General features: G+C 41.4%; 14 protein-coding genes and 7 tRNA genes. 3 read left to right on the forward strand and 18 right to left on the reverse strand.

The window, feature by feature from the left end; translation table 11 throughout:
- Positions 1-55 precede the first annotated feature (55 nt).
- The 15 genes from FH976_RS04815 to FH976_RS04885 form a co-directional block, all read right to left on the reverse strand.
- The gene (locus tag FH976_RS04815) at positions 56-2,941 is read right to left on the reverse strand and encodes a M16 family metallopeptidase (RefSeq protein WP_194089784.1); all 2,886 of its coding nucleotides are present in this window, start codon (positions 2,939-2,941) and stop codon (positions 56-58) included.
- A gap of 20 nt (positions 2,942-2,961) precedes the next feature.
- Complete coding sequence (locus FH976_RS04820; protein ID WP_194089785.1) at positions 2,962-3,411, reverse strand: YqaA family protein; 450 nt, start codon at positions 3,409-3,411, stop codon at positions 2,962-2,964.
- Positions 3,412-3,430: 19 nt separating this feature from the next.
- On the reverse strand, positions 3,431-4,384 hold the full coding sequence (locus FH976_RS04825) for an NADP-dependent oxidoreductase (RefSeq protein ID WP_194089786.1): 954 nt from the start codon (positions 4,382-4,384) through the stop codon (positions 3,431-3,433).
- Between the two features lie 148 nt (positions 4,385-4,532).
- Positions 4,533-4,609 (reverse strand) — tRNA-Arg (locus FH976_RS04830).
- Between the two features lie 80 nt (positions 4,610-4,689).
- Positions 4,690-4,766: transfer RNA gene (locus tag FH976_RS04835), tRNA-Arg, on the reverse strand.
- A gap of 49 nt (positions 4,767-4,815) precedes the next feature.
- A tRNA-Arg gene (locus FH976_RS04840) sits at positions 4,816-4,892 on the reverse strand.
- Between the two features lie 60 nt (positions 4,893-4,952).
- A tRNA-Arg gene (locus FH976_RS04845) sits at positions 4,953-5,029 on the reverse strand.
- Between the two features lie 73 nt (positions 5,030-5,102).
- A tRNA-Ser gene (locus FH976_RS04850) sits at positions 5,103-5,195 on the reverse strand.
- Positions 5,196-5,215: 20 nt separating this feature from the next.
- Positions 5,216-5,292, reverse strand: a tRNA-Arg gene (locus FH976_RS04855).
- A gap of 81 nt (positions 5,293-5,373) precedes the next feature.
- Positions 5,374-5,466 (reverse strand) — tRNA-Ser (locus FH976_RS04860).
- A gap of 246 nt (positions 5,467-5,712) precedes the next feature.
- Complete coding sequence (csrA, locus tag FH976_RS04865; RefSeq protein WP_194089787.1) at positions 5,713-5,916, reverse strand: carbon storage regulator CsrA; 204 nt, start codon at positions 5,914-5,916, stop codon at positions 5,713-5,715.
- A 475-nt stretch (positions 5,917-6,391) separates the two neighbouring features.
- Positions 6,392-8,974 (reverse strand): alanine--tRNA ligase, encoded by a 2,583-nt coding sequence (gene alaS, locus FH976_RS04870; RefSeq protein ID WP_194089865.1) that lies wholly within the window; start codon positions 8,972-8,974, stop codon positions 6,392-6,394.
- A gap of 135 nt (positions 8,975-9,109) precedes the next feature.
- The gene (recX, locus tag FH976_RS04875) at positions 9,110-9,571 is read right to left on the reverse strand and encodes a recombination regulator RecX (RefSeq protein WP_407701627.1); all 462 of its coding nucleotides are present in this window, start codon (positions 9,569-9,571) and stop codon (positions 9,110-9,112) included.
- A gap of 77 nt (positions 9,572-9,648) precedes the next feature.
- Positions 9,649-10,689: a recombinase RecA gene (gene recA, locus FH976_RS04880; RefSeq protein WP_194089789.1), complete on the reverse strand. Its 1,041-nt coding sequence runs from the start codon at positions 10,687-10,689 to the stop codon at positions 9,649-9,651.
- Between the two features lie 103 nt (positions 10,690-10,792).
- A complete protein-coding gene (locus FH976_RS04885; protein WP_194089866.1) occupies positions 10,793-11,278 on the reverse strand; it encodes a CinA family protein in 486 nt (161 codons plus the stop codon).
- 278 nt (positions 11,279-11,556) lie between these two features.
- Between FH976_RS04885 and FH976_RS04890 the strand changes: the two genes are divergently transcribed.
- The 3 genes from FH976_RS04890 to mutS all read left to right on the forward strand — a co-directional run bounded on the left by FH976_RS04890 (position 11,557) and on the right by mutS (position 17,251).
- Positions 11,557-12,489 (forward strand): TAXI family TRAP transporter solute-binding subunit, encoded by a 933-nt coding sequence (locus tag FH976_RS04890; protein WP_194089790.1) that lies wholly within the window; start codon positions 11,557-11,559, stop codon positions 12,487-12,489.
- A 110-nt stretch (positions 12,490-12,599) separates the two neighbouring features.
- Positions 12,600-14,489: a TRAP transporter permease gene (locus FH976_RS04895; protein ID WP_194089791.1), complete on the forward strand. Its 1,890-nt coding sequence runs from the start codon at positions 12,600-12,602 to the stop codon at positions 14,487-14,489.
- Between the two features lie 218 nt (positions 14,490-14,707).
- Positions 14,708-17,251 (forward strand): DNA mismatch repair protein MutS, encoded by a 2,544-nt coding sequence (mutS, locus tag FH976_RS04900; RefSeq protein ID WP_194089867.1) that lies wholly within the window; start codon positions 14,708-14,710, stop codon positions 17,249-17,251.
- Positions 17,252-17,338: 87 nt separating this feature from the next.
- On the opposite strand, the gene rpoS is transcribed toward mutS, so the two are convergent.
- From rpoS to FH976_RS04915, 3 genes are all read right to left on the reverse strand, one after another.
- Positions 17,339-18,277, reverse strand: coding sequence for an RNA polymerase sigma factor RpoS (gene rpoS / locus FH976_RS04905; RefSeq protein ID WP_407701628.1), 939 nt, complete (start codon positions 18,275-18,277; stop codon positions 17,339-17,341).
- 81 nt (positions 18,278-18,358) lie between these two features.
- The gene (locus FH976_RS04910) at positions 18,359-19,168 is read right to left on the reverse strand and encodes a peptidoglycan DD-metalloendopeptidase family protein (protein WP_194950313.1); all 810 of its coding nucleotides are present in this window, start codon (positions 19,166-19,168) and stop codon (positions 18,359-18,361) included.
- 13 nt (positions 19,169-19,181) lie between these two features.
- Positions 19,182-19,808: a protein-L-isoaspartate(D-aspartate) O-methyltransferase gene (locus tag FH976_RS04915; protein WP_194089794.1), complete on the reverse strand. Its 627-nt coding sequence runs from the start codon at positions 19,806-19,808 to the stop codon at positions 19,182-19,184.
- Between the last annotated feature and the right edge of the window lie 21 nt (positions 19,809-19,829).

A 19,829-nucleotide genomic window follows, 5' to 3' on the forward strand; every position in this document is an offset into this window, starting at 1 on the left:
AAGTGACTCAAATTATTGAGCCCTTATCATTATGGCTGTTACTTATGTGTGGGCGCTAGCGGTTAACTTCAAGTTTTTTAATTGGAATACCCAACTTTTTCAACTGGGGCTCAACTGATTTAGTGTCTCCAACCACAATAATTTGATAATCATTAGGTTTAAACCACTTACTCGCCTGTTGGTTTAAAGTATCTAGCGTCACATTACTCACAAGATCCGCTTGCTTGGCAATAAAGTCAGGTTTAAGTGAATAATCCACCATGGTAGATAATAACCCTGCTTTTTGCCCTGGAGTTTCATAATTAAGAGCATCTTGTTGCCCAACCGCTAAGCGCATAAAATCGAGTTCTTGCTCCGTCATCCCATCTTGACTGTAATGCTTAAGCTCTTTAAGAAACTCGCTGATTGAAGCCCCTGTCGAGTCGGCACGTACTTCCGCACTAAAAATAATCACACCAGTCTCTTTGCCACCATAAACACCACCACTCGCGCCATAAGTAAAACCTTTATCTTCTCTTAGATTTTGGTTAATACGACTATTAAAATTTCCTGCTAAATTATAGTTAGCTAATTGGGTTAGGAACATATTACCCGTCGCATCATAAGTCATACCGGTTCGAATTAGGCGTATCACACTTTGAGGCGCATTAGGCTGATCGACTAAATAAATGCTTTGCTTCGTTGGAGAGGTAAACTTACCAGCATCAGGCTTGATTGGCGCTTTTTCTTGGGCACTGATTAATGTCTGTTTATCACCAGGTAGAGATAAGAAGGCCAAATCTTTTTCAACTTGCTCTTTTTCCATATCACCAACAACGATCACATTGGCATTATTTAAGGAGTAATGCGTTTTATAAAACTGTTTTACTTCTTCAAGCGTTATAGCTTTTATAGAGGCAAGAGAGCCATCGCTATCACGGCTAAACAGTGAACCTTTATACAGAACATCTCTACTCGCTTGAGAGGCTGCCCATGAAGGCTTTTGGTGCGAATAAATTAAACCTTGTAAGGTTTGGTTTCTCACTCGCATAAAATCATTGTCATTGAACGCCGGTTTAAACAACATTTCATTAGCCAATACCAATGTTGCTTTCGCATTCTTTGTTAAAGAGCTAATAATTAAACTTGCGTGTTCAGAACCAGAACTAAAGCTAATACTACTTCCTAATTTATCAAGCTCTTGCTGCAGTGATTCACTGCTGCGTAATGTTGTCCCTTCTCCGAGCATATCAGCCGTTAATCCAGCTAAACCTTCTTTGCCTTTTGCGACGTAGCGGTTACCAGCAGGAAAATCAACTTTTATGACCACGGTCGGTGTTTCGCTTGAAACCGTGCCAACAACAGGAATACCGTTGCTAAGTTTAAATTGATAAAGCGCAGGCATAGTTGCACTTACCGCCGCGGTCGTAGCGGGCATAACTGAGCGATCAACGTTATCATTAGGTTCACGGATGTCTAACTGGTCATCACTAATTTTAGGATAAACAGGCAACTCACGTTTGGCTGGGGTAAAGTTGGCTTTTTCGGCAACAAGGTCAGTCCTATTATGAGGTACGACGCTCAACGTAACTTTCGGTTTCTCGCTAACAAATTGGTTGAATACTGCCATAACTGATTCTGGCGTAACTTGACGTAACTGTTCTAAATCTACCTGTAAACGATCAGGTTGATCGTAATAGGTTTGGTTAGCCGCCAGCTGCGAAACTTTACCACTCACACTTTGCAGCGCATACACAGTACTCGCTTCCGCCTGCCCCATAATGGCATCTAACTGAGCCTGTTTTACCCCATTCGTTTTAAAATCCGATAAGATCTTCATCACATCATCATAAATCGGTTTCAGGTTACCTTTATCGCCAGCATCTCCCATCGCGTAAATGTATAAGGTGCACGAAAGTTCACCACAATCTTGAAATGCACCGGCATCAATTGCCTTTTGTGGCTTCACTAACTTTTGATATAAAACACTATTTTTACCGTCCCCTAAAATAGAGGCTAATGCATCGACGGAAGCTTGTGTTTCATCACCGCGGTATTTGGTTGGGAAAGCCATCATTAACATTGGCTGGCGAATACGATCTTGCAAGGTAATAAAACGATCGTTAGGTAATGTTACCGGCAGCTTAGGTGCATCTTTAACTTCTGGTCCTTTAGGAATAGAGCCAAAATAACGATTAACCCACTGGAGAGTCTGTTCTTTATCAATGTCGCCACCAATAGTTAATACCGCGTTATTTGGGCCATACCAGCGTAAGAAGAATGCTTTTAAATCATTAACATTAACCCGATCTAGATCGCTGACATAACCAATAGTTTGCCATGAATAAGGATGATTCTGTGGGTAAAGCGCCTCACCAATTTTTTCATATACCAATCCATAAGGTCGATTGTCATAATTTTGACCTCGTTCATTTTTTACCGTATCACGTTGGATCTCAAATTTTCTCTGTGATACTGCATTAACGAGATAACCCATGCGGTCAGACTCTAGCCACAACATTTTTTCGAGTTGATTAGAAGGCACGGTTTCAAAGTAATTGGTTCGATCACGATTGGTTGTACCATTGAGCGTTCCGCCCGCCTCTGTCACAATTTTAAAATGCTGTTGGTCACCAACATGCTCAGAACCTTGAAACATCATATGCTCAAAAAAGTGAGCAAAGCCAGAACGGCCAATTTTTTCTCGAGCAGAACCGACATGGTAGGTCACATCCACATGAACTAACGGATCGGAATGATCTGGAGATAAGATAACGGTTAGACCATTACCTAATTTGTATTTAGAGTATGAGATCTCAGCTTTACCCGCTTCTGGCTGCTGAGCTTCAACAAATGAAACACCTTTAGGAAGTGCAACATCCGGTGTAGTAGAAATATTGTTTTTTTGTATTGAGCAAGCAGATAGCAACAATGCACCGATGATAAAGGCGTATTTTTTCATATAAATAAATCCCTAAACACTTAAAGTAACCCTTGAAATATCAAGGCTAACAAAGAATAGCGTAACCCTTTACCGATACCAATAGCCAGTAAGCACAACCATGCATTCATTCTAAGCCAACCAGCTACCACGCAAAGCGGATCGCCAACTATAGGCATCCAACTCATCAATAATGCCCAGTAACCATAATGATTAATCCAGAGAATTACTCGCTTATGCTGAGTTTGTTTGGCCGCTTGATTCGGTAACAATCGGCCTAATGCATAATTACTCAAGCCACCTAAAGTATTTCCTAGCGTGGCAATCAAAACGACGACTATCCAGCTAAAACGTTGTAGCTCTAACGCGGCGTAAACACTTAGTTCAGAGCTACCAGGTAATAATGTGGCACTAAAAAAACCTGAAAAAAACACAAACCATAAAGGTTCGGTAGTAAAGGTAACCTGTAGCCAATAGTAAAAGTCTGCCATGGCTTATCTCAGACCACAGTTAAGATTGCATGTTCAATAAAATCTTACCACGAGCGTGACCTTGCTCTACTTTACGGTGAGCCGCTACAACATCTTGGTATGGGAAGATTTGCTCTATTTTAATCTTTAGCATTCCAGCACTAATTAAATGCAATAACTCCTCAAGTTGAGTGATATTAGGCTCTACTAACATCCCCATCCCAATGAAGCCTAACTCGCTAGCTTTGGCACAGACAATCGACGCTGTGATCGTTGGAACCGTTACGACCCGGCAGCCTGGTCGAAGACAAGACAAGGCATTAAGCGCATGATCTCCGCCGACTAAATCAATTAATACATCGATATCATTAAGATTACCTTGCCAACCTTGCAGGTTATAATCGATAGCAGTCGCCCCTAAGCCACTTACATAATCAATATTATCGCTGCTACATGTCGCATAAACCTCTGTTTTTGCAGCTACAGCTATTTGAGTTGCAATATGCCCAACCCCACCAGCTCCCGCTAAAATAAGTACTTTTTCTTTAGGTTTAATTTTTGCTTTTTCTAAAGCTTGTGCTGCCGTTTGCCCGGCAAGAGGAATAGCAGCAGCACACTCAAGAGAGATGTCTTCTGGCATTAAGGCTAATTCAGTTTCAGGGACACAAATATATTGGCTATATCCACCCGCTCGAAGAGGAAAGCCAATAAAGCCAGATACCGTATCATTCAAATTAAATTTTTGACTGTCTTGACCCTGTTTAATCACTGAGCCCGAAACATCATAACCAGGAGTCCAAGGTAAATTATTTTTATTATGTTGTGCTGCCCAGCCTAATCCAGCTCGAGTTTTAACATCAATAGGATTAACAGCAGCAAAAGCAACTTTTATCAATACTTCTCCTGCCTGAGGCTGTGGAAGTTCTGATTCTTGAAATGCCAATAATTCAGCTGCACCTAATTGATTAATGATGATTTGAGTATTCGACGGCATTGGTTCGTTATCCTTAACTTGAAAAGTAATAATTAAGAAATACCATGATTCTAAAAGAGTTGGTAGATTCAGACTTGCATAAATCAATATTTATTAGCATATAGCATATAGCAAAAAGCCCTACACAAAAGTGCAGGGCTTCAAAATATGGTGCGCGCGGGAGGATTCGAACCTCCGACCGCCTGGTTCGTAGCCAGGTACTCTATCCAGCTGAGCTACGCGCGCACTAATTCTTCTAATTTTTTGCCCGTTATTTTATTGTGACTCTTAGAATCAGTACAATAAATTAACCAACATTCTTAATATGGTGCGCGCGGGAGGATTCGAACCTCCGACCGCCTGGTTCGTAGCCAGGTACTCTATCCAGCTGAGCTACGCGCGCACTGTGTTACTTTTTTTCAAATTTTCAATTTATACTTTTGATAAACAAATGGTGCGCGCGGGAGGATTCGAACCTCCGACCGCCTGGTTCGTAGCCAGGTACTCTATCCAGCTGAGCTACGCGCGCATCGTAATTTGTATAATCTAAATATACTGACTAGACGCTACCTAATCAGGCTTGAAATAATGGTGCGCGCGGGAGGATTCGAACCTCCGACCGCCTGGTTCGTAGCCAGGTACTCTATCCAGCTGAGCTACGCGCGCATCGTTGCTTGAACTACTAATAAAAAAGCAATACAAACTTTATTTCAAATTAAACAAGCCGAAACCAGTTTAATGGTGGTGAGGGAGGGATTCGAACCCTCGATACGGCTACAAACCATATACTCCCTTAGCAGGGGAGCGCCTTCGGCCTCTCGGCCACCTCACCACATATATTTTTGTTCAGAATGGTGCGCGCGGGAGGATTCGAACCTCCGACCGCCTGGTTCGTAGCCAGGTACTCTATCCAGCTGAGCTACGCGCGCATCGTTATCTAAATACTCTATTTCTAGAGACTTCTTAATCAATAGCTTTGGTGCAAATCAAAGCGTTTAAGAAAACAAGAATGGTGGTGAGGGAGGGATTCGAACCCTCGATACGGCTACAAACCATATACTCCCTTAGCAGGGGAGCGCCTTCGGCCTCTCGGCCACCTCACCATCGTCTTGCGGAGGCACATATTACGATTTACCCAAAATATGTCAAACATTTTCTTGGGAAAAACCAATGAAAACCGTCTAACAGACCAGTATTCAACCAACTTAGCTAATTTATGAACTTTATTATTACCATGACAGTAATTTATTCATAACATTTAAAGAATCAAATGACTAAAAATAAAGGCCAGCATACATGCCGACCGATTTTAAAACAGTGCTATTTATCAGGTAACCCGCAATAGCAATTTACGATTGATAATTATCCGATGGTGCAGAACCGCTATCTTTTTCAGCTTGGATACGCATATAAATTTCTTCACGGTGAACAGAGACTTCTTTCGGTGCATTAACACCGATGCGAACTTGGTTCCCTTTTACACCTAAAACGGTCACGGTGACTTCATCACCAATCATCAAAGTTTCACCAACTCGGCGAGTTAAAATTAGCATGTACGCTCCTTGAGTAATCTCTATTTATTATGTTAATAACGCTATTATCTATTAAAGGTTCACTGTGAGTAAATACGCTATAGCAAAAAGGCCAAAACAAAATGTAAGAGAACACTATCTCCTCATTAAATTAACCACTTTAGTTCAACGTTATTTAAAATTTAAAATACCAAAAGGCAGCAATACTCACCTGAGCTATCAATAAATCAAACTTATCAACCTTTATTATTTTTCAACTGCTTAGTATAGGCATAGTTATAGCGGTAAGCTAGGATTTCTAATCCATAAGTATCCATAACTGACGATTACTATGACTAGTTTTCACTATAAAAACTAGTCATTCGAATGTGATTTAAATATTATCTCGAGTAAACGCTTATTTATGTCTACCCGATCACATAAGGCCCATACAAAAAACGGCACTAAATTCAGTGCCGTTTAATTAAAGCTAGACTACCTTACACACTCACTATCTTTATGATAGCTTTTCATTGATCCAAGTTTCAGCTGCCGTTAATGCCTGTGGAAGTGCTTGTGTATCTGTTCCACCTGCTTGCGCCATATCTGGGCGACCACCGCCTTTACCACCGACCTGCTGAGCGACAAAATTCACGAGTTCGCCCGCTTTTACTTTGCCGATAAGATCTTTAGTCACACCGGCGATTAGGCCAACTTTATCATCAGAAATATTACCTAATAAAATAACGCAACTGCCCACTTGATTTTTCAGTTCATCAACCATTCCTCGTAATGCTTTATTATCGGCACCATCGAGTTGACTAATCAGAACGTTAACCCCAGAAATTTCTTTTATTTGGCTAATTAAGCTCGCGCCAGCCTGTGATGCTAGCTTATCTTTTAGTTGTTGAATTTCTTTTTCTAACAGCTTCGCTTTTGCAGCGCCATCAACTAATTTTTGTTCATATTGTGATTGCTGATTATCTATTGCATCAAGCGCCGCTTCACCAGTCACCGCTTCAATACGACGAATACCCGCTGCAATACCATTTTCAGATATCACTTTAAACAAACCGATATCACCGGTATTAGAAGCATGGATTCCACCACATAACTCAGTCGAAAAATCACCCATTGAAAGCACACGAACTTGATCGTCGTACTTTTCACCAAATAATGCCATTGCACCTTTTTGTTTAGCGGAGTCGATATCCATTACATTGGTTTCAACTGAATGATTTCGGCGAACTTGTTGGTTAACTAAACGTTCTACTTCACGTAATTCATCAGGAGTTACCGCTTCTAAATGTGAAAAGTCAAAACGAAGACTTTCAGCACGAACTAAAGACCCCTTCTGCGTCACATGTTCACCAAGCACCTGACGAAGGGCTGCGTGTAATAAATGCGTTGCTGAGTGATTTAATGTGATCGCATTACGGCGAAGTGCGTTAACTTGCGCTTGAACCTCATCACCTTTCGCCATCACACCCTCGGTTAATTTGCCGTAGTGTGCAATCGCATTACCCAGTTTATGAGTATCATTCACTTCAAACACACCTGAACCAGTTGTGATCACGCCAGCATCACCACATTGACCACCTGATTCTGCGTAAAATGGTGTTTGAGCTAAAATAACAATAGCATCAATCCCAGCGCTAATATTCTCAGCTGCTTCACCTTCAACAAAAATCTCGGTGATAACCGACGATCCAGTGACATCGCTATAACCACAAAACTCACTATTCGATTCTGCTTTTATTGCTTTATTATAATCGGTACCAAACTGACCGGCTTCGCGAGCACGTTGACGCTGGGCTTCCATCGCGATTTCAAAACCAGCCTCATCGATAGTCACATTACGTTCACGCGCAACATCATTGGTCAGATCCGCAGGGAAGCCGTAAGTGTCATAGAGTTTAAATACGGTTTCTCCATCAAGCTCTGTCGTTCCATTTAATGCATCAATCGCTTCATTTAAAATCGCCATGCCACGATCCAGTGTTCGGGCAAAGTTTTCTTCTTCAATTCGCAACACTTTTTCAACAACAGGTTGCTGCTTTTTAAGTTCTTCCCCAGCTGTTCCCATCACAGCAGCTAATGCCGTGACTAGTTTATAAAAGAATGCCCCTTGTGCACCCAATTTATTACCATGGCGAACGGCACGACGGATAATACGACGTAAAACATAGCCTCGTCCTTCATTAGATGGCATGACACCATCAACAATAAGAAATGCACATGAACGGATATGGTCTGCCACAACTCGTAGAGATTGATTATCGAGATCATCAGTACCAATGATCTCAGCAGCAGCTTTGATTAAGGTTTGGAATACATCGATTTCATAGTTTGAATGGACGCCTTGCATAATGGCGGCAATACGTTCAATTCCCATCCCAGTATCGACTGATGGTTTAGGTAATGGCTCCATGGTTCCGTCCGCATGACGGTTAAACTGCATGAATACGTTATTCCAAATCTCGATAAAACGATCACCATCTTCTTCAGGTGTTCCCGGACGGCCACCCCAAATATGCTCACCGTGATCATAAAAAATTTCAGAACAAGGGCCACAAGGACCCGTATCGCCCATTTGCCAGAAGTTATCCGACTCATAAGCTTTACCGCCTTTTTTGTCACCAATACGGACGATGCGATCAGCAGGAATACCAATGTCTTTATTCCAGATATCGAATGCTTCATCATCGGTTTCATAAACTGTCACTAATAACTTTTCTTTCGGAAGTTGCAATACTTCAGTCAAGAATTCCCAAGCAAATGCAATTGCATCATTTTTGAAATAATCACCAAAGCTGAAATTACCTAGCATTTCAAAGAACGTATGATGACGAGCAGTAAAACCAACATTTTCTAAATCGTTGTGTTTACCACCAGCGCGGACACAACGTTGAGCGGTCGTTGCTCGGACATAGCTGCGTTTTTCAGCGCCAAGAAAACAATCTTTAAACTGATTCATCCCCGCATTAGTAAATAATAATGTTGGGTCATTAGTAGGAACTAATGATGAACTTTCAACGATTTGGTGTCCTTTCTTTTCAAAGAACGATAGGAACGCGTGGCGAACCTCATCAGTGCTCATTTTCTTATTATTAGGCATGCAATTCTTCCGGAAATATTCGAGATAAAAATTTGTCGATATTGTAAAGGATGGAGGGAGTTTAGTAAAACAAGATGAGTAATATTGAATAGCTGCTATTAGGGGGGAATTGGTAATTTATTTACATTCAGATAATGCGTAGCTAATTTGTTCAAAGGTATAACCACGGTACTGTAAAAACCGTATTTGCTTAGCGTAAGCCTTTTGATCGATCGCTTTTATTCCTTTGAATTTTTTATCCGCCGTTTCTTTAGCCAATTCAAACCAATCTTGAGCTTCATCTTCTAATGCTTGATCAATAATATCGTCTGGCACTTGTTTAAGATTGAGGGCTTGGCGAATTCGCCTTTCCCCATGACCTTTATACACATGTTGGCGCACTTGGCTTTTGGCATAGCGTAAATCATCCATCCAGCCATTTGACTGACAATAAACAATAGCTTCTTCAATATCTTTCGAGTCAAACTCCTTCATTTTGAGTTTTTGCTTCAATTCAAACTCACCATGATCACGGCGGCTTAATAACTGAACGGCAATTTCTTTGGCCGATAATTTCGGCTTAGAGCGAAACATATAAATTTTTCCTATTTATTAGAATCCTTTATACACAAAAGCCCTGAATTAACAGGGCTTAACGCAGTAGTTCTAAATTTTAATTAAGCTTCTTCGTTAGCTTCAATTTTTTCTGCTGGAGCCTCTTCTGCCACAACCGGAGACAATAGCATTTCACGTAATTTAGTATCAATTTCAAGTGCGATTTCCGGATGCTCGCGCAAGTAATTACATGAGTTGGCTTTACCCTGACCAATTTTATCACCTTTGTAGCTGTACCAAGCACCCGCTTTTTCAACAAGCTTATTCTTAACGCCTAGATCGACTAATTCACCCTCACGGTTAAAGCCTTTACCATATAAAATCTGTGTTTCAGCTTGCTTAAATGGCGCTGCGATTTTGTTTTTAACCACTTTAATACGGGTTTCATTACCAACGACTTCATCGCCATCTTTAATCGCACCAGTACGACGAATATCCAAACGGACAGAGGCGTAGAATTTAAGTGCATTACCACCTGTAGTCGTTTCAGGTGAACCAAACATGACACCAATTTTCATACGGATTTGGTTAATGAAGACTGCCATACAGTTAGATTGTTTTAGGTTACCCGTCAGCTTACGCATCGCTTGAGAAAGCATACGCGCTTGCAGACCCATGTGGCTATCGCCCATTTCGCCTTCAATCTCAGCTTTTGGTGTTAATGCTGCAACTGAGTCAATAACTAAAACATCAACTGCGCCAGAACGAGCTAATGCATCACAAATTTCAAGTGCTTGCTCACCCGTATCAGGCTGAGAAACAAGAAGATCATTAATGTTAACACCAAGCTTTTGAGCATAGATTGGATCAAGCGCATGCTCAGCATCGATAAAAGCACACGTTTTACCAACACGTTGAGCGGCAGCAATTAATTCAAGAGTCAGCGTTGTTTTACCTGAACTTTCAGGTCCGTAAACTTCAACAATACGTCCCATTGGTAAACCACCAGCGCCCAGAGCAATATCTAAAGCTAAAGAGCCAGTAGAAATAGTTTCGACATCCATGGTGCGGTTATCACCCAATTTCATAATTGAGCCTTTACCAAATTGTTTTTCTATTTGGCCAAGCGCCGCTGCGAGTGCTTTTTGTTTATTCTCGTCCATTTCTTTCTCCACCGATTAGGGCATTAACATATTTTTTGATGCGCCCATTATACTGTTGATTCATACAGTGTCTATAGCTGTATGGCTTTTTTTTCTTATCCGCTCACGAATCTAAAATATCTTCCAGTTTTTCTAACGCATAAGAGCAAGCTTGGATACGAATCTCCTCTCTATCGCCATTAAAGAGTATCGTTTCAAACTTGATTTCTTTCGATTCATTCGCCCATGCAAAACAAACCGTTCCAACCGGTTTATCGTCCGTCCCACCATTTGGTCCGGCAATACCGCTGACGGCAATTGAAGACGTTCCGTTTGAATGCAGTAAAGCGCCTGTGGCCATTTCTTGCACGGTTTGTTCGCTAACTGCGCCATATTGCTCAAGTGTTTCAAGCTTAACGCCTAGCATATTCATTTTCGCATCATTGCTATACGTGACAAAGCCTCTATCAAACCACTCGGAACTACCTGACACTTCTGTTATAGCATACGATATTCCACCTCCAGTACACGATTCTGCCGTTACCAACACTTGAGACTGCTGTTTTAATTTAATACCTATTCTCTTGCTCAATACATGCAACTCAGCCAATGTCATCTCTTTTTCCTTTTAATTGCCAATCAGCATTTTATCCATATTGATAGATAACCACAAAGTGACCCAACATTGATTTACTCAACATTAGCGACTCTAGATTGATTTTGTGAACCACCTTAGCTTTTATTTTTTATTTTTTATTTTTTATTTTTTATTTTTTATTTAAGGTTAACAATCACAGTACTGAGACATTAACACCCCAATAACAATTCAACTATCTATACTCTTTTCTGTTAAACCTTACTCGTAAATAAAAATAAGGACATGATTGTATGAAACGAATAGCTCAAAAAGTCTTAATCGCTTTATCTCTCGCAGTATCATTACCTGTGCTCGCTGAAAGTTACACTATTGGAACCGGTAGCCAAAGTGGTACTTATTATCCTCTTGGTGGCATTTTAGCTAAAATCTGGAGTGAAAACATTGATGACTTCGATATGCGCGCAGAAGTGACCGCCGCATCCGTCGAAAATACGATTAAGGTAGCAACAGGCAAGCAACTAGTTGGTATTGCGCAAGGCAACGTCGTTCTACAAGCTAATCAGGGAATCAAGCCTTTCCCGAGAAAAATGGATGTGTCAGTTTTATTTGCCCTTTATCCAAATGCGGTTCAATTTATGGTTCCTGCTGATTCTAATGTTCATTCAATTGCAGATTTAAAAGGAAAGCGTATTTCATTAGGCGCGCCGGGTTCTGGTACTCGCGTCAGCGCCGTTAATATTCTCAATACTCTTGGCGTAACGGAAAAAGATATAAAACCTCAATCCTTAAACTACACAGCAACCACCGATGCTCTCGCTAATGGTCAAATTGATGCTGGTGTCATCGTTGGAAGCTTAGGCGTGGGCGCGATCACTGAATTAGCGTTAACTCGCAAGATCCGTATTTTATCATTCAGCGCCGATGAAATGGCAAAAGTAATGAAAGCTAATCCATCTTATCAAGCGCTTGATGCCCCTGCTGAAACCTACAAAAATGTTCCTGCATTTACTACTCCAGCGGTATGGAATGTGTTAGTGGTAAATAAAAATATGAGCGAAGATATGGCTTACCAAATGACGAAAGTAGCCTTTGATAATATTGCTAAAATTCGTCAAGTGGTCGGGGTAACTAAACTCACAACGCTTGAGAATATGAATAAATTATCGGGTATTCCTTTGCATCCTGGTTCGCAAAAATACCTCGATGAGCACATGAAAAAATAGGCTATATCTGCATAACTACACCTATGTTCAACTTAGCGATAGGCTTTTAAACCTCGATAAGTTGAACGTATTCATTATTCCTATTCTGGTTTTTTCATATGGAGTTTGAAATGACAAAACCTCGCTCATTAAGTCAATCGTTGACCGATACTTTAGTGTTCATTGCTACTATTGCTGCCATCGCACTTTCAACCTTTCAAGTATGGCAAGGATTGCAACCTACATTATCAGCACCTGTATTTCGTCCTATCCACCTTGCTTGGATTCTCGCAATAGCCTTCTTGCTCAATCCATTAGTCAAATCAGATAGCCACTCAGCCAGACTGTATGTATTAGCGCGCTTGGTGGATATTTTACTCATAATCATGACTTGCTGGGCAACCTACCAAATCACGATATTTGACTATGATGACATCAGTTTCTTACTTGATGGTTTACAATCCGTTGATCAAATAGCTGGCGTGATTTTGATCTTAGCCTTACTTGAAGCCACCAGACGCACAGTTGGCTTTGTGATGGTATTAATCGCAGGGCTATTTCTACTTTATGCTTTCTTTGGCGATGTTTTACCTTCAGGCGTAGCCAGCAAAGGCTTTTCGCTTGAAGAAGTGATTCGTTTTCATATTTTCTCCACCAATGGTGTTTTTGGCGCACCATTAGCCATTGCGGCTGGCGTTGTTTTCATTTTCGTATTATTTGGTGCTTTTTTACAAGTGACGGGGGCGGGTCAGTTTTTTATTGATGCAGCCTTTGCGGTCGCGGGTAAATACCGTGGTGGTCCAGCCAAAGCGAGTGTATTAGCCTCAGCAGCGTTAGGATCTATTTCAGGTTCCGCCATTGCCAATACAGTAACCACTGGTGCACTCACCATTCCAATGATGAAGAAACTCGGCTATAAACCAGAGCAAGCGGCTGGTATCGAAGCTGCTGCCTCAACGGGTGGACAAATTATGCCTCCGGTCATGGGCGCGGGTGCATTTGTTATGGCCCAATTTACAGGTATTCCATACAGCGATATTTTATTGGTTTCGATTGCGCCTGCTATTTTATATTTTGCCAGCACTTTACTCTATGTTCACTTAATGGCTTGTAAGTTGGGTTTACAAGGCATGACGGTGACAGAAAAGATTGGCATTGTAATGAAACAGGGTTGGCACTTTTTAGTTCCACTTATTTTCATCACCAGTTTATTGCTCATGAGTTATTCACCGGTATTGGTTGGTATCGCGGGTTGTGCCGCAATTTTAGTCGCGGCTATGATGCGTAAACATAGTCGGATTACCTTTCCTATTTTATTGAAAGGTATGAAAGAAGGGGCAATTTCAGCAGTACCTATTTCCATTGCTTGTGCGACGGCGGGTATAGTGGTTGGCGTTGTGGGTCAAACAGGAATTGGGTTACAGTTCACCCAATTTTTAATTGCCTTGTCAGGTGGTTATCTGTGGTCAGCTCTGGGATTGATCGCGATTGCTGCCGTTATTTTAGGGATGGGGCTACCAGTCACCGCTGCCTATATTGTACTTTCAGTCATGGCAGTTCCAGCATTGAATGATTTTGGTATGGGCTTATTAACCGCCCATATGATCGTCTTTTGGCTATCACAAACGTCCAATGTTACCCCACCTATCGCATTAGCCGCCTTTGCGGGTGCCGGTATTGCAGGTGCATCGCCAATGAAATCAGCCGTTCAAGCGTTTAAACTCGCTCAGGGATTTTTCATTATTCCGGCGATGATGGCATTTTCTGGCTTAATTTGGATTGATGGCGATCTGGGGCATTTCTTCATCGGTATTATTGCGACTCTTGGCTTAATATTTGCCTTTGCCGGTGGTATCGAAGGGCGATTGCTGAATCCTCTGGGCTTTATTGAACGTATTTCCTTACTAGTGTTAGCCCTCGGTATTTTATTTACTGATGATATCTATCGTCTAGCCTGTTTATTGGTTGTGGTTATCATCGTGACCCTGAATGCACGTAAATCTGAACCAATAACAAGCTAGCTATTGAGCTTAAAAATAACACTCCACATAAATGACTCAAACCGATTGGCTTGAGTCATTTTTCATACCAGGCACATTTATGCTTCTATCAAATTAATCCCTTTAATCTTGCCTTTCCAATTGCTTTCTAAAGTCATGAAAAATATCATGGCAGAATACTTGATATTTTAATCGAAAGACTGGGTGATAGCGTGGCAAAAACAGAAACTCATACTCCAATGATGCAGCAATATTTACGTTTAAAAGCGGAAAATCCTGATATTTTGCTGTTCTATCGTATGGGTGATTTTTATGAATTATTCTATAGCGATGCCAAACGCGCTTCTCAGTTATTAGACATCTCATTGACCAAACGTGGCGCTTCTGCGGGCGAGCCAATCCCCATGGCTGGCGTACCTTATCATGCGGTTGAAGGCTACTTAGCCAAATTAGTACAGCTAGGTGAATCAGTCGCCATTTGTGAACAGGTTGGCGATCCGGCCACCAGCAAAGGGCCAGTTGATCGAAAAGTAGTCCGTATTGTCACGCCTGGCACCGTCACCGATGAAGCTTTATTGCCTGAACGGATCGATAATTTAGTTGCGGCTATTTATCAACAAAACGATAAATTTGGCTACGCCACTCTAGATATGACATCAGGCCGCTTCCAGTTATGTGAACCGCAAAGCTTTGAAGCCATGCAAGCCGAGTTACAAAGAACCTCACCGAAAGAATTACTCTACCCAGAAGATTTTTCCAGCATCGCATTACTTGAAAAAATCAAAGGACAACGCCGTCGCCCAGTTTGGGAGTTTGAACTCGATACCGCTAAGCAGCAACTCAACTTGCAATTTGGCACGCGTGATTTAGTTGGTTTTGGAGTAGAAAATGCCAAGTTCGGCTTATGTGCCGCGGGCTGTTTGATTCAATATGTCAAAGATACGCAACGCACCGCCTTACCGCACATTCGTTCATTAACGTTAGATCGCCAAGATGATTCCGTGATCTTAGATGCCGCTACACGCCGTAATTTAGAGATCACCCAAAATTTAGCTGGCGGAAGCGATAATACCTTGGCCGAAGTGCTTGATCACACCGCGACGCCAATGGGCAGCCGTATGTTTAAGCGCTGGTTGCATCAACCTGTGCGTAATAGCCAAACACTGAATCAACGTCTTGATGCCATTAACGAATTAAAACAAAACACCTATTTTTCTGATTTGCATCCAGTATTAAAAGGCATTGGTGATATTGAACGAATTCTGGCTCGTCTCGCACTTCGATCCGCCAGACCAAGAGATCTCGCACGTCTACGTAATGCCATGCAACAACTCCCTGAACTCTCAACAATATCTGGCAGCTTTCAACATGAATACCTACAAGAACTAACCACGTTAACTCAGCCTATGGATTCCATTTGTGAATTACTTGAGCGAGCAATGAAAGAAAACCCACCCGTTGTGATCCGTGATGGGGGCGTTTTAGAAGCAGGTTATAGCGCCGAACTTGATGAACTAAGACACCTTGCAGATGGTGCAAAAGATTATTTAGATAAAATGGAAGCGGATGAAAAAGAACGACATGGCATTGAAAGCTTAAAAGTTGGCTACAACAATGTGCACGGATTCTTTATTCAAATTAGCCGAGGCCAAAGTCATTTAGCCCCACCGCACTACGTTCGTCGCCAAACATTAAAAAATGCTGAACGTTACATTATTCCTGAATTAAAAGAGCACGAAGATAAAGTACTTAATTCTAAATCTAAGGCGTTAGCTCTAGAGAAACGATTATGGGAAGAGTTATTTGATTTATTGATGCCCGATCTTGAAGCAATGCAAAATCTAGCGTCGGCGTTATCTCAATTAGATGTATTGCAAAACTTAGCGGAACGGGCCGACACACTCAATTATTGTCGCCCAACCATAACTAAAACAGCAGGCCTAAGCATCACGGCAGGTCGTCACCCAGTCGTTGAACAGGTATTAAGTGAACCTTTTATTGCCAACCCAATTGAGCTAAACCCAATGCGCCAAATGTTGATTATTACCGGGCCAAATATGGGGGGTAAATCCACTTATATGCGCCAAACGGCTTTGATTGCATTGCTCGCTCATATAGGGAGTTATGTTCCAGCAGAATCAGCTACGATAGGATCGATTGATCGAATATTCACGCGCATTGGGGCACAGGATGACCTTGCATCTGGGCGGTCTACCTTTATGGTCGAGATGACAGAAACGGCGAATATTTTACACAATGCGACTAAAAACAGTTTAGTGCTAATGGATGAAATTGGCCGTGGCACTAGTACTTATGATGGCTTGTCATTAGCATGGGCAAGTGCACATTGGTTGGCGACCAAAATCGGCGCTTTAACCTTATTTGCCACGCACTATTTTGAGCTTACCGAACTACCCAACCAAATAGATAACCTTGCCAATGTACATCTTGATGCCATTGAGCATGGCGACACTATCGCTTTCATGCATGCAGTACAAGAAGGCGCCGCGAGTAAATCATATGGTTTAGCGGTAGCCAGTTTAGCGGGTGTCCCAAAGCAGGTGATCACTCAAGCTAAAAATAAACTCAAGCAGCTAGAGTCACTCGGTCAACAAAAAGCCGTTCTACACAGTCATGGAATAAAACCGATGGTAGTGGAACAACAACTCAGTTTGCTCCCTGATCCGAGTGAGTTGGATCAAGCACTAGCCCAACTAAACCCTGATGACATGAGCCCACGTGAAGCCTTAGAAGCATTATATCGACTCAAAGCATTGTCATAACTGTGACTAGAAATAAAAAAGGAAGCCATAATAAGGCTTCCTTTTTTTGTTTCTAATTTTTAATTATTTGGAATTTTCAGCTTAAAATTAATTATTTTCAACGTCGAACAATGACTCCATATTCAAACCTTGTTTGACGAGTATCTCTCTTAAGCGACGTAAGCCTTCAACTTGAATTTGACGCACACGTTCACGAGTTAAGCTAATTTCACGCCCCACTTCCTCTAAAGTGGATGGTTCATAACCTAGGAGCCCAAAACGGCGAGCTAATACTTCTTTTTGTTTTGGATTCAACTCATCTAACCAATTCATAAGTGAATTACGAATATCATCATCTTGAGTCGACACTTCTGGATCAGAGTTATGAATATCAGGAATAATATCTAATAAAGCTTTCTCGCCATCACCACCAATAGGAGTATCAACCGAGCTAATACGCTCATTCAGACGCAGCATTTTACTGACATCTTCCACGGGTTTATCCAGTTTTTTCGCGATTTCCTCAGCCGTTGGTTCATGATCCAATTTTTGTGCTAATTCACGAGCGGTACGTAAATAAATATTTAATTCTTTCACCACATGAATCGGTAATCGAATAGTGCGAGTTTGATTCATTAATGCGCGTTCAATGGTTTGTCTGATCCACCAAGTCGCATAAGTTGAAAAGCGAAAACCTCTTTCTGGATCAAATTTTTCGACAGCACGAATAAGACCAAGGTTGCCTTCTTCAATCAAATCAAGCAATGCTAGCCCTCGACTATTATAACGACGAGAAATCTTAACCACTAATCGCAGGTTACTTTCGATCATACGTTTACGAGCAGCAGCGTCACCTCGAAGCGCTCGGCGTGAATATAACACTTCTTCTTCTGCGGTAAGGAGTGGAGAGAAACCAATTTCACTTAGATAAATCTGAGTAGCATCAAGACTTTTCGTCGAGACTTCATACTCTTCTTTTTTATTATCTTTTCGTGTTTGAGCTTCTACTGCTTCAACATCAAATTCATTGTCATCGATGTCATTCATTTTAGCGACTGCATTGCTGATACTCATAAGCGCCTCCCCTGGCGAATAAAGTTAGCAAGACATAACAACCTAATATGTCATTTATGGTAAGTAGTTATTTGGATTAACTGGCTTACCCTTGTATCTAATTTCAAAATGTAACCGAACACTATTGGTACCCGTACTTCCCATTGAAGCAATTTTCTGGCCAACTTTTACACTTTGACCTTCCGTTATTAGCAAGCGATCATTATGTGCATAGGCACTTAGATATTCTTCATTATGTTTTATAATAATAAGGTTTCCGTAACCTCGAAGAGCATTACCTGCATATACCACCACTCCAGCAGCCGTTGCTGATACATCTTGTCCTCGCTGACCAGCAATATCGAGTCCTTTATTCCCTTGATCGCCTAAAGCAAACTTAGCAATTACTCGTCCTCTGGTTGGCCAAACCCATCTATCTACTTTTTCATTATTCTGTGTTGATGGAGTAACAGATTGATTAACATTTGGTTTACTTGAGCTATCAACATACTCTCCTGATTTTGATTCCACAACAGGCTTGGAGGTATCTTTACGCACGACTTTAGTCGTAGGTGAGGCACTAATTTGACTATCACCAGCACCTGTTCCATCAAATCGGGGGGCAACATAGACAGATCGCCATAGATTGAGTTTTTGTCCTGGCTGGATGGTATAAGGGGGCTTCAAGTGGTTATAACGAATAATGTCATTAACATCTTTATCTGATAAGTAAGAGATAAAATAAACACTGTCACCCTTTTGAACTTCATAGTAGCTACCTTTAAAGCTACCTCGGCTATCTTTATTTCCTGGTAGTGCACAACCTGCTAAAAATGCAAGTAAGACGATAGTCGTGACACTATATTTAACCCAATGCAACACCAAAATCCTATTCAATTTATGCCAATTCCCCAGAGATTAAAGGGACGAATCTAACGGCTTCTACCAAAGTAGAAATACACTCACCTTGCCGTTTTTCTATTTTTATTAAATCTTGATGTTCATCACCTATTGGAATGATTAAACGACCACCGTCTGCGAGTTGGTCTATTAGCGCGGCCGGAAGATGGCTAGCCGCCGCGGTCACGATAATGGCGTCATACGGTCCTTTTGCTGCCCAACCTTGCCAACCATCGGCATGTTTCGTGGATATATTATAGATATCAAGTTGTTTCAGTAACCTCTTGGCATTCCACTGTAAAGACTTGATCCGTTCGACGGAGTAAACATGATCCACCAGCTTGGACAATACCGCCGTCTGATAGCCTGATCCAGTCCCGATTTCAAGTACACGACTATGTGGCTTAAGCTCAAGTAACTGAGTCATTTTAGCAACAATATAAGGCTGAGAGATGGTTTGGCCAGCACCGATAGGAAGTGCATTATTATCATAAGCTTGATGGCGCATCGCCTCGGGTAAGAAATTCTCCCTTGGCACAATACGCATCACTTCTAAAATATTAGGATCAGTAATTCCATTATCAATTAAAAACGTTACTAATTGATTGGCTTTAATATTATTCATTATTGCCTGTATATACTCTCT

Origin of the sequence: Vibrio hibernica (assembly GCF_015223435.1) — a bacterium.
Lineage (GTDB): Bacteria > Pseudomonadota > Gammaproteobacteria > Enterobacterales > Vibrionaceae > Vibrio > Vibrio hibernica.

Bases quoted from the DNA above. Each gene is read 5' to 3' on its own strand.
- FH976_RS04815 (WP_194089784.1), bottom strand. From the start codon at position 2,941: ATGAAAAAATACGCCTTTATCATCGGTGCATTGTTGCTATCTGCTTGC.
- FH976_RS04915 (WP_194089794.1), bottom strand. From the start codon at position 19,808: ATGAATAATATTAAAGCCAATCAATTAGTAACGTTTTTAATTGATAAT.
- FH976_RS04820 (WP_194089785.1), bottom strand. From the start codon at position 3,411: ATGGCAGACTTTTACTATTGGCTACAGGTTACCTTTACTACCGAACCT.
- alaS (WP_194089865.1), bottom strand. From the start codon at position 8,974: ATGAGCACTGATGAGGTTCGCCACGCGTTCCTATCGTTCTTTGAAAAG.
- mutS (WP_194089867.1), top strand. From the start codon at position 14,708: ATGATGCAGCAATATTTACGTTTAAAAGCGGAAAATCCTGATATTTTG.
- FH976_RS04825 (WP_194089786.1), bottom strand. From the start codon at position 4,384: ATGCCGTCGAATACTCAAATCATCATTAATCAATTAGGTGCAGCTGAA.
- FH976_RS04890 (WP_194089790.1), top strand. From the start codon at position 11,557: ATGAAACGAATAGCTCAAAAAGTCTTAATCGCTTTATCTCTCGCAGTA.
- rpoS (WP_407701628.1), bottom strand. From the start codon at position 18,277: ATGAATGACATCGATGACAATGAATTTGATGTTGAAGCAGTAGAAGCT.
- recA (WP_194089789.1), bottom strand. From the start codon at position 10,689: ATGGACGAGAATAAACAAAAAGCACTCGCAGCGGCGCTTGGCCAAATA.
- csrA (WP_194089787.1), bottom strand. From the start codon at position 5,916: ATGCTAATTTTAACTCGCCGAGTTGGTGAAACTTTGATGATTGGTGAT.
- FH976_RS04895 (WP_194089791.1), top strand. From the start codon at position 12,600: ATGACAAAACCTCGCTCATTAAGTCAATCGTTGACCGATACTTTAGTG.